The organism is Pseudomonas sp. Q1-7, from assembly GCF_028010285.1.
Classification (GTDB): Bacteria; Pseudomonadota; Gammaproteobacteria; order Pseudomonadales; family Pseudomonadaceae; genus Metapseudomonas.
The window spans coordinates 4534870-4550036 of sequence record NZ_CP116304.1 but is presented as its reverse complement, the minus strand read 5'-3'; the positions used below and the strand labels follow the sequence as shown (position 1 = coordinate 4550036).

Genomic DNA, 15167 nt, shown 5'->3' with positions numbered 1-15167 from the left:
TGTAAAGATCGGGTCCCGGCCTTATGCTTGGGGCCCGATTCTTTTTCGAGCCTTGCCATGTCCCTCGAGTCCCGCCTCCTGACCGCCCTGGCTCCCTGGCGCCACGCGCCGGCTTGGCGCGTCGCCTTTTCCGGCGGGCTCGATTCCACCGTCCTGCTTCACCTGTTGGCGCGCCTTGCACGCCGCGAAGACCTGCCGCCGCTTTCCGCCCTGCACATCCATCATGGCCTGCAAGCCGCAGCCGAAGCCTGGCCGGTCCATTGCCAGCGAGTCTGCGATGGACTGGGCGTACCGCTCGACATTCAGCGGGTAATGGTCGATTCCGGCCCCAGCCTGGAAAGGGCCGCACGGGACGCGCGCTATGCCGCCTTTCGCGAGCGGCTGGCTGCGGGGGAGGTTCTGCTCGCCGCGCAGCACCGTGACGACCAGGCCGAGACGTTGCTGTTCCGTCTGCTGCGCGGCGCCGGCGTACGTGGACTGGCGGGCATGCCGGCAAGCCGTCCCCTGGGGCGGGGTAGCCTGGTCAGGCCGCTGCTCCAGGTTTGCCGTGTCGAGTTGGAGGCCTATGCCCGTGCGGAGGGACTCGATTGGGTGGACGACCCCAGCAATACCGATACCGCGCTGGCGCGCAACTTCCTCCGCCAGGATATCGTCCCGCTCTTGCAGCGCCGCTGGCCAAGGCTGACGGACAGCCTGGCGCGCAGCGCCGAGCACATGGCCGAAGCGGAAAGCCTGTTGGCCGAGTTGGCCCGAGGCGACCTGGGGGCTGCGCGGTGCGGCACCGCGTTCCCGTGGCTGGCACTACCGTCGCTGGACCTTGCGACGCTGGCGGCACTGACCCCGGCCCGGCAGCGCAATGCCCTGCGTTTCTGGCTCGCGCCGCTGACCCCCATGCCCGACCGCGACCATTGGGCTGGCTGGGAAGACCTGCGTGATGCAGCGCCTGACGCCCGACCCATCTGGCGCCTCGGCGCAGGGGAGCTGCACCGCGCCGACGGACGGTTATGGTGGCTCTCCGGCGACTGGCTCTTCGCGCCTTCGGCGAACTTGCCCTGGCGCCGGTTCGATCAGCCACTCGAATTGCCCGGTAACGGGCGTTTGGAACTGCTGGGCACCCCCCCGTCCGGCCGACTCGAGGTTCGCTACCGGCAGGGTGGCGAGGTACTGGTGGTGGCGGAGCGGGGGCGTCGGGACCTCAAGCGCCTGCTCAATGAGTCACGCCTGCCGGTGTTCATCCGTGGCCGGTTGCCATTGCTTTTCATCGACGGGGAGTTGCAGGCCCTGGCCAACTTGCCGTCCCTGGACGGTTCGGGCAGCGGCCATTGGCGGCTGCGCTGGACACCACCGACGAATGACCAAGGTTTGAGCTGATAGGGTCTTTCCGGTAGACTACGCTCCCGTCTTACATAGCTTCCGCTGATTCCTTCGGAGTCGGCGGTTGTTGCTTTTGAAGGCAGCGTCCAGTGGCGCTCCATGGTTGAAGGCCATAGCCCTTCATCGCTTTCCCCGGCGGCTTTCCGCCTAAACGCAGACTTCTAGGGTTTTTCATGACGCGCTACATCTTCGTCACGGGTGGTGTTGTTTCTTCATTGGGGAAAGGCATCGCCTCGGCATCCTTGGCCGCCATTCTGGAAGCGCGGGGACTGAAGGTCACCATGCTCAAGCTCGACCCGTACATCAACGTGGACCCGGGTACCATGAGCCCCTTCCAGCATGGTGAGGTCTTCGTGACCGAGGACGGCGCCGAGACCGACCTCGACCTGGGCCACTACGAGCGCTTCGTGCGCACCACCATGACCCAGAACAACAACTTCACCACCGGTCGCGTCTACGCCGACGTGCTGCGCAAGGAGCGCCGTGGTGACTACCTGGGTGCGACCATCCAGGTGATCCCGCACATCACCGACGAGATCAAGCACCGCATCATCAAGGGCGCCGCTGGCGCGGACGTGGCCCTGGTGGAAATCGGCGGCACCGTCGGCGACATCGAATCCCAGCCGTTCCTCGAAGCCATCCGCCAGCTGCGCGTGGAAGTGGGCGCCAAGCGCGCCATGCTGATGCACCTGACCCTGGTGCCCTACATCGCCACCGCCGGCGAGACCAAGACCAAACCGACCCAGCACTCGGTGAAGGAGCTGCGCTCCATCGGCCTGCAGCCGGATGTCCTGATCTGCCGTTCCGACCATGAAGTAGACCTGTCCTCCCGCCGCAAGATCGCCCTCTTCACCAACGTGGAAGAACGCGCGGTGATCGCCCTGCAGGACGTCGACACCATCTACAAGATTCCGTCCGTGCTGCACGCCCAGGGCCTGGACGACATCGTCGTCGAGCGCTTCGGCCTGCAATGCGGCGGCGCAGACCTCTCCGAATGGGATCGCGTGGTCGATGCCAAGCTGAACCCGGAGAAGGAAGTCACCATCGCCATGGTCGGCAAGTACATGGAGCTGCTGGACGCCTACAAATCGCTGATCGAAGCGATGAGCCACGCCGGCATCCAGAACCGTACCAAGGTGAACCTGCGCTACATCGATTCTGAAGACATCGAGACCCAGGGTACCAGCCTGCTGGAAGGCGTCGACGCCATCCTGGTGCCGGGCGGTTTCGGCCTGCGCGGTGTGGAAGGCAAGATCTCCACCGTGCGCTATGCCCGCGAGAACAAGATTCCCTACCTTGGCATCTGCCTCGGCATGCAGGTGGCGGTGATCGAGTACGCCCGCAATGTGCTGGGTTGGGCCGATGCCAACTCCACCGAGTTCGACAAGTCCAGCGGCCATCCGGTCGTTGGCCTGATCACCGAGTGGCAGGATGCGACCGGCGCCACCGAAATGCGTACCGAAGCCTCCGACCTGGGCGGCACCATGCGTCTCGGCGCCCAGGCCTGCCAGCTGGAGTCCGGCTCTCTGGTCCGCGACTGCTACGGCAAGGACGAGATCGTCGAGCGTCACCGCCATCGCTATGAAGTGAACAACAACCTGTTGCCGCAACTGCAGGAAGCCGGCCTGAAGGTTTCCGGCCGCTCCGGCGACGGCGCCCTGGTCGAGGTCGTGGAAGCTCCGGATCATCCCTGGTTCGTGGCCTGCCAGTTCCACCCGGAGTTCACCTCCACCCCGCGCGACGGCCACCCGCTGTTCAGCGGCTTCGTCACCGCCGCCCTGGCGCAGAAAGCGAAGAAGGCCTGAACCATGGCGCAGAAGATCGTCCGCGTCGGCAACATCGAGATCGCCAACGACAAGCCCTTTGTGCTGTTCGGCGGCATGAACGTGCTGGAATCCCGCGACCTGGCCCTGAAAGTCTGCGAAGAGTACGTGCGGGTGACCGAGAAGCTCGGCATCCCCTACGTCTTCAAGGCCAGCTTCGACAAGGCCAATCGTTCGTCGATCAATTCCTTCCGCGGCCCTGGCCTGGAAGAGGGCATGAAGATTTTCGAGGAAGTGAAGAAGACCTTCGGCGTGCCGGTGATCACCGACGTCCACGAGCCCGACCAGGCGGCTCCGGTGGCCGAGGTGTGCGACATCATCCAGCTGCCGGCCTTCCTCTCTCGCCAGACCGACCTCGTGGTCGCCATGGCGAAGACCGGCGCGGTGATCAACATCAAGAAAGCCCAGTTCCTCGCGCCTCAGGAGATGAAGCACATCCTCAGCAAGTGCGAGGAAGCTGGCAATGATCGCCTGATCCTCTGCGAGCGTGGTTCCTCCTTCGGTTACAACAACCTGGTGGTGGACATGCTCGGCTTCGGCATCATGAAGCAGTTCGAATACCCGGTGTTCTTCGACGTCACCCATGCCCTGCAGATGCCGGGCGGGCGTGCCGACTCCGCCGGTGGCCGCCGCGCCCAGGTCACCGACCTGGCCAAGGCCGGCATGAGCCAGGGCCTGGCGGGCCTCTTCCTGGAAGCCCACCCGGACCCGGACAACGCCAAGTGCGACGGCCCCTGCGCCCTGCGCCTGAACAAGCTCGAACCCTTCCTGTCCCAGCTCAAGCAACTCGACGAGCTGGTCAAGAGTTTTCCGCCGATCGAGACTGCCTGAACGGGCCGTTCTCCGGTACAGTGCCGCGTGGGCACAATCTGACTGATCGGTCAGGACATTCGCCGGGCCGGCCGACCCCGAGGCCCGGCGAACTGCCTCACTTTCTGCTGAGCGTTTTCGTCAACTTTTGGAGTGCTAACAACAATGGCAAAGATCGTCGACATCAAGGGCCGCGAGGTTCTGGACTCCCGTGGCAACCCCACCGTGGAAGCCGATGTGATCCTCGAGAACGGCATCATCGGCAGCGCCTGCGCGCCCTCCGGTGCTTCCACCGGTTCCCGCGAGGCGCTGGAACTGCGTGATGGCGACAAGAGCCGTTACCTGGGCAAGGGCGTCCTGAAGGCCGTGTCCAACATCAACGGCCCGATCCGCGACCTGCTGCTGGGCAAGGACGCTGCCGACCAGAAGGCCCTGGACCGCGCCATGATCGAACTGGACGGTACCGAGAACAAGGCCAAGCTGGGTGCCAATGCCATCCTCGCCGTGTCCCTGGCCGCCGCCAAGGCTGCCGCCCAGGCCAAGGGCATCCCGCTCTATGCCCACATCGCCGAGCTGAACGGCACGCCCGGCCAGTACTCCATGCCGGTGCCCATGATGAACATCATCAACGGCGGCGAGCACGCCGATAACAACGTCGACATCCAGGAGTTCATGGTGCAGCCGGTCGGCGCCAAGAACTTCGCCGACGCCCTGCGCATGGGCGCCGAGATCTTCCACCACCTGAAAGCCGTGCTGAAGGCCCGTGGCCTGAACACCGCGGTAGGTGACGAAGGTGGCTTCGCGCCGAACCTGGCTTCCAACGAAGACGCCCTGGCCGCCATCGCCGAAGCCGTCGCCAACGCCGGCTACAAGCTGGGCACCGACGTGACCCTGGCCCTGGACTGCGCTTCCAGCGAGTTCTTCAAGGACGGCCAGTACGACCTGTCCGGCGAAGGCAAGACCTTCGACGCTGCCGGTTTCGCCGATTACCTGGCCGGTCTGACCCAGCGCTACCCGATCATCTCCATCGAAGACGGCATGGACGAGTCCGACTGGGCCGGCTGGAAAGGCCTGACCGAGAAGATCGGCGCCAAGGTGCAGCTGGTGGGTGACGACCTGTTCGTGACCAACACCAAGATCCTCAAGGAAGGCATCGAGAAGAGCATCGCCAACTCGATCCTGATCAAGTTCAACCAGATCGGTTCCCTGACCGAAACCCTGGAAGCCATCCAGATGGCCAAGGCTGCCGGCTACACCGCGGTGATCTCGCACCGTTCCGGCGAAACCGAAGACAGCACCATTGCCGACCTGGCTGTAGGCACCGCCGCCGGCCAGATCAAGACCGGCTCCCTGTGCCGCTCCGACCGCGTGTCCAAGTACAACCAGCTGCTGCGCATCGAAGAGCAACTGGGCGAAAAGGCGCCGTATCGTGGCCGTGCGGAATTCCGTGGCTGATCGTCTACGGTGACCCATGTTGAAATCAGGCGCTGAACGCACCCTTACTTAATGTAAACTTTGCACCTTCACCTGATCTCACCTGGTCGGTCGTCTCCCGCCGCACGGCAGCGACGCAACCGTTCCAGGAATGGTAAAAGGGCAGCGCAAGCTGCCCTTTTCGCATGGACACTCCCTGGCAACATGACTCGCCCCAACACTTATTGGTTGTTCGTCGTCCTGATCCTGATGCTGTCCGGTCTGCAGTATCGCCTCTGGGTGGGTGATGGCAGCCTGGCGCAGGTCCACGATCTCCAGCAGCAGATCGCCGAACAGAAAGGCGAGAACGAACGCCTGCTGGAGCGCAACCGCATTCTCGAGGCGGAGGTGATGGAGCTGAAGAAGGGCATGGAGACAGTCGAGGAGCGTGCCCGCCACGAGCTGGGCATGGTCAAGGAAGGCGAAACCCTCTACCAGATTGCCGAATGAACCAGACCGATACTCCCTTCTTCTGGGCCGTGATTCCTGCTGCCGGAGTCGGCGCCCGCATGCGTGCCGACCGTCCCAAGCAGTACCTCGAACTGGCCGGCCGAACCATTCTCGAACATACGCTCGACTGCTTTCTCGACCATCCGCAGCTCAAGGGGCTGGTGGTTGCCCTGTCCGTGGACGATCCCTATTGGCCGGCACTGCCTTGTGCCAATGACGAGCGCATCATCCGCGCCGACGGTGGCAAGGAACGGGCGGACTCGGTACTCAGCGCCTTGCTGCGCCTGGCCGAGCACGGCGCTCGGCCCCATGACTGGGTGCTGGTGCATGATGCGGCGCGACCGAACCTGTCACGCTTCGACCTTGACCTGCTGCTGTCTGAGCTGGCCAACGACGACGTCGGGGGGCTGCTGGCCGTTCCGGCCCGGGATACCCTCAAGCGTGCCGGCGCCGATGGCCGGGTGGCGGAGACCGTCGATCGCAGCCTGATCTGGCAGGCCTATACGCCGCAGATGTTCCGTTTCGGCGCCTTGCATCGCGCCCTGGCCGATGCCCTGGTGGCTGGGGCTGCGATTACCGACGAGGCCTCGGCCATGGAGTGGGCGGGCAACGCGCCCAGGCTGGTGGAAGGCCGCGCCGACAACCTCAAGATTACCCGTCCCGAAGACCTCGACTGGCTGCGTCAGCGCTGGTCGACGCGGGGCTGAGCCTCGGCATACTCCGGCCGCCCGGCCAGCCCATCCTTGAGCAGGTCCACCAGTTGCCGCACTTTGGGCGAAAGGTGCCGTTGCTGTGGATAAAGCGCCCAGACCGCGGTGTTCGGTGGACGATGCTGTTCCAGCAGGGACACCAGGGCGCCGCTGCGCAGGTGTTCCAGCACGTAGTAATCCGGCAACTGGCACAGGCCGAAGCCGCGCAGGGCTGCGTCCAGCACGGCCTGGCCACTGTTGCAGCGCCAGTTACCCTGGACGCGCACGGAATGCTCGCGTCCCTGCTGGAGGAAATCCCAGTGGTCCGCGCTGCCAATCAGGCAGTTGTGCCGCGCCAGCTCCGAGAGGCTGTGGGGACGGCCATAACGCTCCAGGTAGGACGGGGCCGCGCACAGGTACATGACCCGTGGTGCCAGTCGCGTGGCCACCAGTCGCGAATCCTGCAGGCGGCCGAGGCGGATCGCCACGTCGAGCCCCTCGTGCACCAGATCCAGCGCACGGTTGCTCAGTTCGATATCCACCCGCAGTTGCGGATGGCGTGCCATGAACTCGTTGACCAGGGGCACGATGAAGCGCTCGCCATAGGCCACTGCACAGGTCATGCGCAGCAGGCCCTTGGGTTCGCTGGTCAGGTCGCTCACGGCGCGCAGGGCTTCCTCCCGAGCGTCCAGCAGGCGCTGGCAATGCTGGAGGAACGTCTGCCCGGCTTCAGTCAGCGCGACCCGGCGGGTGCTGCGATAGAACAGGCGCGTCTGCAGGCGTTCTTCCAGGCGTGCGATCTGCCGGCTGACATGGGACGAGGAAACGCCCAGGCGCTCGGCGGCCGCGGTGAACTGGCCTGTCTCGGCGACGGCGACGAACTCGTCCAGGCCTTCCCAGCGACTCATGGATTATCCCTCTGTGGCAATAACGTTTTGCTTTATGGCGGATTATTTACCATCAGCGGCTCAACTACACTCCCTGGCCAATTCAATCAGCTGGAGAGTCACCATGATCAAGTCCCGTGCCGCCGTGGCCTTCGCGCCCAACCAGCCGCTGCAGATCGTCGAAGTGGACGTGGCGCCGCCCAAGGCCGGCGAAGTCCTGGTGCGGATCGTGGCCACCGGCGTCTGCCACACCGATGCCTACACCCTGTCAGGCGCCGATTCGGAAGGCGTGTTCCCCTGCATCCTCGGCCATGAAGGCGGTGGCATCGTCGAGGCGGTGGGTGAGGGCGTGACCTCCCTGGCCGTGGGCGACCACGTGATCCCGCTCTATACCGCCGAATGCCGCGAGTGCAAGTTCTGCAAGTCCGGCAAGACCAACCTCTGCCAGAAGGTGCGCGCCACCCAGGGCAAGGGCCTGATGCCGGACGGCACCACTCGCTTCAGCTATAACGGCCAACCCATCTACCACTACATGGGCTGCTCCACGTTCTCCGAGTACACCGTGCTGCCGGAAATCTCCCTGGCGAAGATTCCGCAGGAAGCGCCGCTGGAGAAGGTCTGCCTGCTGGGCTGCGGCGTGACCACCGGTATCGGTGCGGTGCTCAACACCGCCAAGGTGGAGGAAGGCGCCAGCGTGGCGATCTTCGGCCTGGGCGGCATCGGCCTGGCGGCCATCATCGGCGCGAAGATGGCCAAGGCTTCGCGCATCATCGCCGTCGACATCAACCCGGAGAAGTTCGAGGTGGCCCGCGAGCTGGGCGCTACCGATTTCGTCAATCCGAAGGACCACGCCAAGCCGATCCAGGAGGTCATCGTGGAGATGACCGATGGTGGCGTGGACTACAGCTTCGAGTGCGTGGGCAATGTCGACCTGATGCGTGCGGCGCTGGAGTGCTGCCACAAGGGCTGGGGTGAGTCCGTCATCATCGGCGTGGCGCCGGCCGGTGCCGAGATCAGCACCCGGCCCTTCCAACTGGTCACCGGCCGCGTCTGGCGCGGCTCGGCCTTCGGTGGCGTGAAAGGCCGCACCGAGCTGCCGAGCTATGTGGAAAAGGCGCAGCAGGGCGAGATCCCGTTGGATACTTTCATCACCCACACCATGGGGCTGGACAAGATCAACGAAGCGTTCGACCTGATGCACGAAGGCAAGAGCATTCGTTCGGTCGTCCACTACTGATGAAGCCACCGACCCGAAGCCGGCGGCTCGTCTCGAGCGGTGCTTCCGGCCTCGGGCTCGCGGCTGCGACGGAGATCGCTCCATGACCCTCGAAATCGTTTCCAGCAACAAAAGCTTCGGCGGCTGGCACAAGCGTTACCGCCACCGCTCCACCAGCCTCAACTGCGACATGGTGTTCGCCGTCTACCTGCCGCCCCAGGCAGAGCAGGGCAAGAAGTTGCCGGTGCTCTACTGGCTCTCGGGACTGACCTGCACCGACGAGAATTTCATGCAGAAGGCCGGTGCGCAGCGCCTGGCGGCGGAGCTCGGACTCATCATCGTCGCGCCCGACACCAGCCCGCGCGGCGCGGACGTTCCGGGAGATCCGGACAATGCCTGGGACTTCGGCCTGGGGGCCGGCTTCTACCTGAACGCCACCCAGGAGCCCTGGGCGCGTCACTACCGCATGCACGACTACGTGGTCCACGAGCTGCCGGCGCTGATCGAAGCCAACTTCCCGGTATCCGGCAAACGTGGCATCAGCGGTCATTCCATGGGCGGCCACGGCGCCTTGATCTGTGCCCTGCGCAACCCCGGGCGCTACCAGTCGTTGTCGGCCTTTGCGCCCATCAACAACCCCATGGCCTGCCCCTGGGGTGAAAAGGCCTTCGGCCGCTACCTGGGCGAGGACCGCACCCGCTGGCGCGAGTGGGATGCCTGCGCGCTTCTGGCCGATGCCGTCGAGCGCCTGCCGATCCTCGTCGATCAGGGCGACCGTGACGACTTCCTCGCCAGCCAGCTCAAGCCCGAAGCCCTGCAGGCGGCGGCCAAGGCAGCGGGGCATCCGCTGACCTTGCGCCTGCAGCCGGGATACGACCACAGCTACTACTTCATCGCCAGCTTCATCGGCGATCACTTGAGGCACCATGCCGAGGCCCTGAAAGCCTAAGCGGCGCCAAAGCGGGTAGAATCACGCCCTGACTTTTCAGGGCGTACTTGTTTATGCGAATTGGCCACGGCTACGACGTACACCGCTTCGGCGACGGCGACTTCATTACCCTGGGCGGCGTGCGCATTCCCCACAAGTTCGGGCTCATCGCCCATTCCGATGGTGACGTGCTACTCCATGCGTTGGCCGATGCCTTGCTCGGTGCTGCGGCGTTGGGCGACATCGGCAAGCACTTTCCGGACACCGACCCGCAATTCAAGGGCGCCGACAGCCGCGCGTTGTTGCGCCATGTGCTGTCGCTGGTGAAGGCCAAGGGCTGGCAGGTGGGGAACGTGGACGGCACCATCGTCGCCCAGGCGCCGAAGATGGCGCCGCACATCGAGGCCATGCGCGCCCACATCGCCGCCGACCTGGAGGTCGGGCAGGACCAGGTCAACGTCAAGGCCACCACCACTGAAAAGCTCGGTTTCACGGGGCGCGAGGAGGGGATCGCCGTGCATGCGGTGGCCCTGCTGCTGCCGGTATGACCGAGCTCGAACTGCTGGGGCCGCGTGCTTATGGCGAGCCCCTGGGGCAGGCGCTGCTGAAGGCGGTGGCCGAGGACTTCCAGGTCGACGAAGTGCTGGACATCCCGCTGGCAGGGGAGGGTGAACACCTCTGGCTTTGGGTGGAGAAGCGCGAACTGAACACCGAGGAGGCAGCGCGCCGCATCGCCCGCGCCGCCGGAGTGCCGATCAAGGTGATCAGCTACGCCGGACTGAAGGACCGCCAGGCGCTGACCCGGCAATGGTTCAGTCTTCACCTGCCGGGCAAGGCCGATCCGGATCTGTCCGCCGCCGAGAACGCCAGTCTGCGAATCCTCAAGCGCGTGCGCCACAAGCGCAAGCTGCAGCGCGGCGCCCATTCGGCCAATGGTTTCACCTTGCGCCTTACCCGACTCGTTGCGGATCGGGAGGCGTTGGACACGCGACTTAAGCGACTGACCGAATCGGGCGTGCCCAATTACTTCGGCCTGCAACGTTTCGGCCATGGCGGCGGTAATGTCGTGGACGCCCGCACGTTCGCCGAGCGCAGGGAGCTGCCGGTGCAACGCAACCTGCGTTCGCGCCTGCTCTCGGCAGGGCGTAGCTATCTGTTCAATCGCGTGCTGGCGGAGCGTATCGCCGCTGGAACCTGGAACCAGGCCCAGGTTGGCGATCTGCTGGCGTTCACTGACAGTCGCAGCTTCTTCGTCGCAGGCGAGGCCGAGTGCGGCGATCCGCGTCTGGCCCTGCTCGACCTGCACCCGACCGGGCCGCTCTGGGGCGAGGGTCCCTCTCCTGCTCAAGGGGCGTCTCACCGTCTGGAGGCTGCGGTAGCCGAGGATGAAGCAGCACTTTGCCATTGGTTGGCGGAAGCGGGAATGGCGCACGAACGGCGCATCCTCCGCCTCCCCATTGGCGGCCTGACGTGGCATTATCCCGAGCCTGACGTTCTGCAACTGGAATTCGTCCTGCCGGCTGGATGCTTCGCCACCGCAGTGGTGCGTGAGCTCGTCGATCTGCTGCCGGCAGGGCAGACGGAAAACCCATGCGCATTCTGATTTCCAACGACGACGGGGTGAATGCCCCCGGTCTCGCCGCTCTGCATGGCGCGCTCAAGGATTACGCCGATTGCGTGGTCATCGCGCCGGACCAGGACAAGAGTGGCGCCAGCAGTTCCCTGACCCTGGACCGCCCGCTTCATCCCTGCACGCTGGAGAACGGTTTCATCGGCCTCAACGGCACGCCGACCGACTGCGTCCACCTGGGGCTCAACGGTATGCTCGAACAGCTGCCGGACATGGTGGTGTCGGGTATCAACCTGGGTGCCAACCTGGGGGACGACGTGCTGTATTCCGGCACCGTGGCCGCTGCCCTGGAAGGGCGCTTCCTCGCGCTGCCGGCGTTCGCATTTTCCCTGCTGTCCCGCCAGGCGGACAACCTGCCCACCGCCGCGCATATTGCCCGCCGGCTGGTCGCGGCCCATGACCAGCTCGACTTGCCGCCACGCACTGTGCTCAACGTGAATATCCCCAACCTGCCGCTTGAGCGTATCCGTGGTATCCAGTTGACCCGGCTGGGGCACCGCGCTCGGGCCGCCGCGCCGGTGAAGGTGGTCAATCCACGGGGCAAGGAGGGATACTGGATTTCCGCAGCCGGCGACGCCGAAGACGGTGGCCCGGGTACGGATTTCCATGCGGTGATGCAGGGCTACGTATCCGTTACGCCCTTGCAGCTCGATCGGACTTTCAACGAGGCCTTCCAGGGCCTCGACAACTGGTTGGAGGGCCTGTTCTGATGCCCCGGGAACAGGATGACCTTATGCGCCATGGGATCGGCATGACCTCCCAGCGCACCCGTGAGCGCCTTATCCAGCGTCTGTACGAGGAAGGGCTGTCCAACGCCCATGTGCTCGAAACGATTCGCCGGACACCGCGTCACCTGTTCGTCGACGAGGCGCTGGCCCATCGCGCCTATGAGGACACCGCGCTGCCGATCGGGCACAACCAGACCATTTCGCAGCCCTACATGGTGGCGCGGATGACCGAGCTGTTGCTGGCCGCCGGTCCGCTGGACAAGGTGCTGGAAATCGGTACCGGTTCGGGCTACCAGACGGCAATCCTCGCCCAACTGGTGGAGCGGGTGTTTTCCGTGGAGCGCATCCAGGTCCTGCAGGACAAGGCCAAGGAGCGCCTGGCCGAGCTCAACCTGCGCAATGTGGTGTTCCGCTGGGGCGACGGCTGGGAAGGCTGGTCGGCGTTGGCGCCTTACAACGGCATCATCGTTACGGCGGCAGCGGCGGATGTGCCGCAAGCTCTGCTGGATCAACTGGCGCCGGGAGGGCGGCTGGTGATCCCGGTGGGGGCCGGCGATGTCCAGCAGCTGATGCTGATCATTCGCGAAGAGCAGGGCTTCGCCCGTCACGTACTCGATGCGGTGCGCTTCGTACCGCTGCTCAATGGTCCGCTGGCCTGAGCGGATAGCCGGGGAACCAGCGTCGCGGGCAACTTTCTGATGCACCGCCAAGCCGTCCGCCTGCTGTACATTGTGCGGCAGGCGGCTGGCTCGTCCGGATATTTCCGGCACAATAATCAAGACCTTGAAACGTTGGGAAAGGGGACAAGAGTGAGCCTGATGGCCATTCGGCAGTGGATTCGCATGGGAAATGGGCTCACCTGGTTGCCCGCAGTTGCGGTGGGCATCTTGCTGGTCGGTTGTTCCAGCACCCAGAAAGGCGAAGTCAGCGTAGTCGACCGCACTCACTCGGGAGCGTCCTCCGCGCCGCAACGGCAACCTGTCACCAGCGGCCAGTACCGCGTTCAGCGTGGCGACACCCTTTATTCCATCGCATTCCGCTTCGGCTGGGATTGGAAGGCCTTGGCCGCGCGCAATGGCATTCCCGCCCCTTACGTGATTCGGCCCGGTCAGATCATCCGTTTCGACGGCCGATCCCGGCAGGCCGCCCCTTCGACTGTCGCCACGGCCTCGACGACCAATCCAAAGACTGGCAGCAGTTCCAGCCGCCCGCCCGTGCCGGCGCAGCAACCGGCTGTCCGTCCGCAGCCAGTGCCACAGAAGCCGGTGGCGACAGCGCCATCATCGAAGCCAAGCGTGTCTACGACGCGGTCTGCAGCCGGATGGGTGTGGCCCGCGAGCGGGCCCCTGATCGGTCGTTTTTCGTCAAACGGCAGTTTGAATAAAGGGATTGATATCGCTGGGGAATTAGGCCAGCCTGTCTTGGCTGCGTCGGATGGTTCAGTTGTTTATGCCGGAAGTGGATTACGGGGCTACGGCGAATTGGTCATCATCAAACACAGCGATACCTACGTAAGCGCCTATGGTCATAACCGCAGGTTGCTGGTGCGGGAGGGACAGCAGGTCAAGGTCGGGCAGACAATTGCCGAGATGGGCTCAACGGGGACTGACCGGGTGAAGCTTCATTTTGAGATTCGCCGTCAAGGTAAGCCTGTAGACCCGCTGCAATACCTGCCACGTCGTTGACCCGTTTTCAGCCCGTTCCACCGCGTGGTAAGGACGGGCTCGGGCGGCGCCAGGGATATAAGGCTTCGCCAGGGCTTGTTGTCGAACTCAGCAAGGGACAACAACAATGGCACTCAATAAAGAAGCGCCGGAGTTTGACGTCGATGACGAACTGCTCCTCCTGGAGCCAGGCGTCATTTTGGATGATGCGTTGAGCGAGGAGAACGACGCGCCTCTGCCCACCGCGAAATCCCGGCATTCAACCTCACCCAAGCAACACAAGTACATCGACTACACCCGCGCGCTCGACGCGACTCAGCTGTACCTCAACGAAATCGGCTTTTCCCCCCTGCTTACCCCGGAAGAAGAAGTGCACTTCGCGCGCTTGGCGCAACGCGGAGATCCTGCCGGGCGCAAGCGCATGATTGAAAGCAACCTTCGCCTCGTGGTGAAGATCGCGCGACGCTATGTCAATCGCGGTCTGTCCTTGCTCGACCTGATCGAGGAGGGCAACCTGGGGTTGATCCGTGCGGTGGAGAAGTTCGATCCCGAACGGGGGTTCCGCTTCTCTACCTACGCCACCTGGTGGATCCGTCAGACCATTGAACGGGCCATCATGAACCAGACCCGGACCATCCGGTTGCCGATCCATGTGGTGAAGGAACTCAACGTCTACCTGCGGGCGGCCCGTGAGCTGACCCACAAGCTGGATCATGAGCCTTCGCCGGAGGAAATCGCCAATCTGCTGGAAAAGCCCGTCGACGAGGTCAAGCGCATGCTTGGTCTTAATGAGCGGGTGACGTCGGTGGATGTGTCCCTCGGTCCGGACTCCGACAAGACGCTGCTGGATACCCTGACCGATGAGCGTCCCACCGACCCCTGTGAACTGCTGCAGGATGATGACCTCTCGCAGAGTATCGACCAGTGGCTGTCGGAGCTGACTGACAAGCAGCGCGAAGTGGTTGTGCGTCGCTTCGGTCTGCGGGGGCATGAAAGCTGTACCCTCGAGGAGGTGGGCCAGGAGATCGGCCTGACTCGCGAGCGCGTGCGGCAGATTCAGGTCGAAGCGCTGAAGCGTCTTCGGGAAATCCTGGAGAAGAACGGCCTGTCCAGCGACGCATTGTTCCAGTAACACTCTGACCACCTGAAAGGCCCGGCTTTGGCCGTAATGCTGTTCACTTAAGCGCGCATGACTCGCTCCCCTCTCCCATTTATGGGAGAGGGGCTGGGAGAGAGGGTTGAAATCCCTGCGAAACAGTCGTTTCCCCCCTCTCCCTAACCCTCTCCCCAAAGGGGCGAGGGGACTGATCGAGTCCCGTTACTTCTTATGTGAACAGCATTACGGCTTTGGCCGGGCCTTTTCATTTCCTGTGCTGACCTCCAGTGCGGTCGAGGAAGGTTCCATCTGGCGGATGGGTCCCGAGGTTCTTTTTTATGAATTGGCATGTAAGTGATTGCTTACACGCGGTGTACGTTATCTGAGGAAGTCGCTGCT

General features: G+C 64.1%; 15 protein-coding genes. 14 read left to right on the top strand and 1 reads right to left on the bottom strand.

The window, feature by feature from the left end:
* The first annotated feature begins 57 nt into the window (after positions 1-57).
* The 6 genes from tilS to ispD all read left to right on the top strand — a co-directional run bounded on the left by tilS (position 58) and on the right by ispD (position 6637).
* Positions 58-1371 carry a tRNA lysidine(34) synthetase TilS gene (tilS, locus tag PJW05_RS21130; protein WP_271408906.1) on the top strand — a complete coding sequence of 438 codons (1314 nt, stop codon included), beginning with the start codon at positions 58-60 and terminating at the stop codon, positions 1369-1371.
* A 176-nt stretch (positions 1372-1547) separates the two neighbouring features.
* Positions 1548-3179 carry a CTP synthase gene (locus PJW05_RS21125; RefSeq protein WP_271408905.1) on the top strand — a complete coding sequence of 544 codons (1632 nt, stop codon included), beginning with the start codon at positions 1548-1550 and terminating at the stop codon, positions 3177-3179.
* 3 nt (positions 3180-3182) lie between these two features.
* Entirely contained in the window at positions 3183-4028 is an 846-nt protein-coding gene (gene kdsA / locus PJW05_RS21120) for a 3-deoxy-8-phosphooctulonate synthase (protein ID WP_271408904.1), read from the top strand.
* Between the two features lie 144 nt (positions 4029-4172).
* Positions 4173-5462, top strand: a complete 1290-nt coding sequence (gene eno / locus PJW05_RS21115; RefSeq protein WP_271408903.1) for a phosphopyruvate hydratase — start codon at positions 4173-4175, stop codon at positions 5460-5462.
* 183 nt (positions 5463-5645) lie between these two features.
* Positions 5646-5930, top strand: a complete 285-nt coding sequence (gene ftsB, locus PJW05_RS21110; RefSeq protein WP_271408902.1) for a cell division protein FtsB — start codon at positions 5646-5648, stop codon at positions 5928-5930.
* On the top strand, positions 5927-6637 hold the full coding sequence (gene ispD, locus PJW05_RS21105) for a 2-C-methyl-D-erythritol 4-phosphate cytidylyltransferase (RefSeq protein WP_271408901.1): 711 nt from the start codon (positions 5927-5929) through the stop codon (positions 6635-6637). Before ftsB ends, ispD begins: the two co-directional genes overlap by 4 nt.
* Here the strand turns inward: ispD and PJW05_RS21100 are convergent.
* Positions 6613-7527 (bottom strand): LysR substrate-binding domain-containing protein, encoded by a 915-nt coding sequence (locus PJW05_RS21100; protein ID WP_271408900.1) that lies wholly within the window; start codon positions 7525-7527, stop codon positions 6613-6615. The genes ispD and PJW05_RS21100 overlap by 25 nt on opposite strands.
* Positions 7528-7630: 103 nt before the next feature.
* Between PJW05_RS21100 and PJW05_RS21095 the strand changes: the two genes are divergently transcribed.
* From PJW05_RS21095 to rpoS, 8 genes are all read left to right on the top strand, one after another.
* On the top strand, positions 7631-8743 hold the full coding sequence (locus tag PJW05_RS21095) for an S-(hydroxymethyl)glutathione dehydrogenase/class III alcohol dehydrogenase (RefSeq protein ID WP_271408899.1): 1113 nt from the start codon (positions 7631-7633) through the stop codon (positions 8741-8743).
* An 82-nt stretch (positions 8744-8825) separates the two neighbouring features.
* Positions 8826-9671, top strand: a complete 846-nt coding sequence (gene fghA, locus PJW05_RS21090) for an S-formylglutathione hydrolase (RefSeq protein ID WP_271408898.1) — start codon at positions 8826-8828, stop codon at positions 9669-9671.
* 53 nt (positions 9672-9724) lie between these two features.
* Entirely contained in the window at positions 9725-10198 is a 474-nt protein-coding gene (ispF, locus tag PJW05_RS21085; RefSeq protein WP_271408897.1) for a 2-C-methyl-D-erythritol 2,4-cyclodiphosphate synthase, read from the top strand.
* Positions 10195-11253 (top strand): tRNA pseudouridine(13) synthase TruD, encoded by a 1059-nt coding sequence (gene truD, locus PJW05_RS21080; protein WP_271408896.1) that lies wholly within the window; start codon positions 10195-10197, stop codon positions 11251-11253. The genes ispF and truD overlap by 4 nt, the downstream gene beginning before the upstream one ends.
* Entirely contained in the window at positions 11241-11990 is a 750-nt protein-coding gene (gene surE / locus PJW05_RS21075; protein ID WP_271408895.1) for a 5'/3'-nucleotidase SurE, read from the top strand. Before truD ends, surE begins: the two co-directional genes overlap by 13 nt.
* A 41-nt stretch (positions 11991-12031) precedes the next feature.
* Entirely contained in the window at positions 12032-12667 is a 636-nt protein-coding gene (locus tag PJW05_RS21070) for a protein-L-isoaspartate(D-aspartate) O-methyltransferase (protein WP_271412282.1), read from the top strand.
* A 150-nt stretch (positions 12668-12817) separates the two neighbouring features.
* On the top strand, positions 12818-13693 hold the full coding sequence (locus PJW05_RS21065) for a peptidoglycan DD-metalloendopeptidase family protein (RefSeq protein WP_442969265.1): 876 nt from the start codon (positions 12818-12820) through the stop codon (positions 13691-13693).
* Between the two features lie 106 nt (positions 13694-13799).
* Positions 13800-14804: an RNA polymerase sigma factor RpoS gene (rpoS, locus tag PJW05_RS21060; protein WP_271408894.1), complete on the top strand. Its 1005-nt coding sequence runs from the start codon at positions 13800-13802 to the stop codon at positions 14802-14804.
* The last annotated feature ends 363 nt before the right edge of the window (positions 14805-15167 follow it).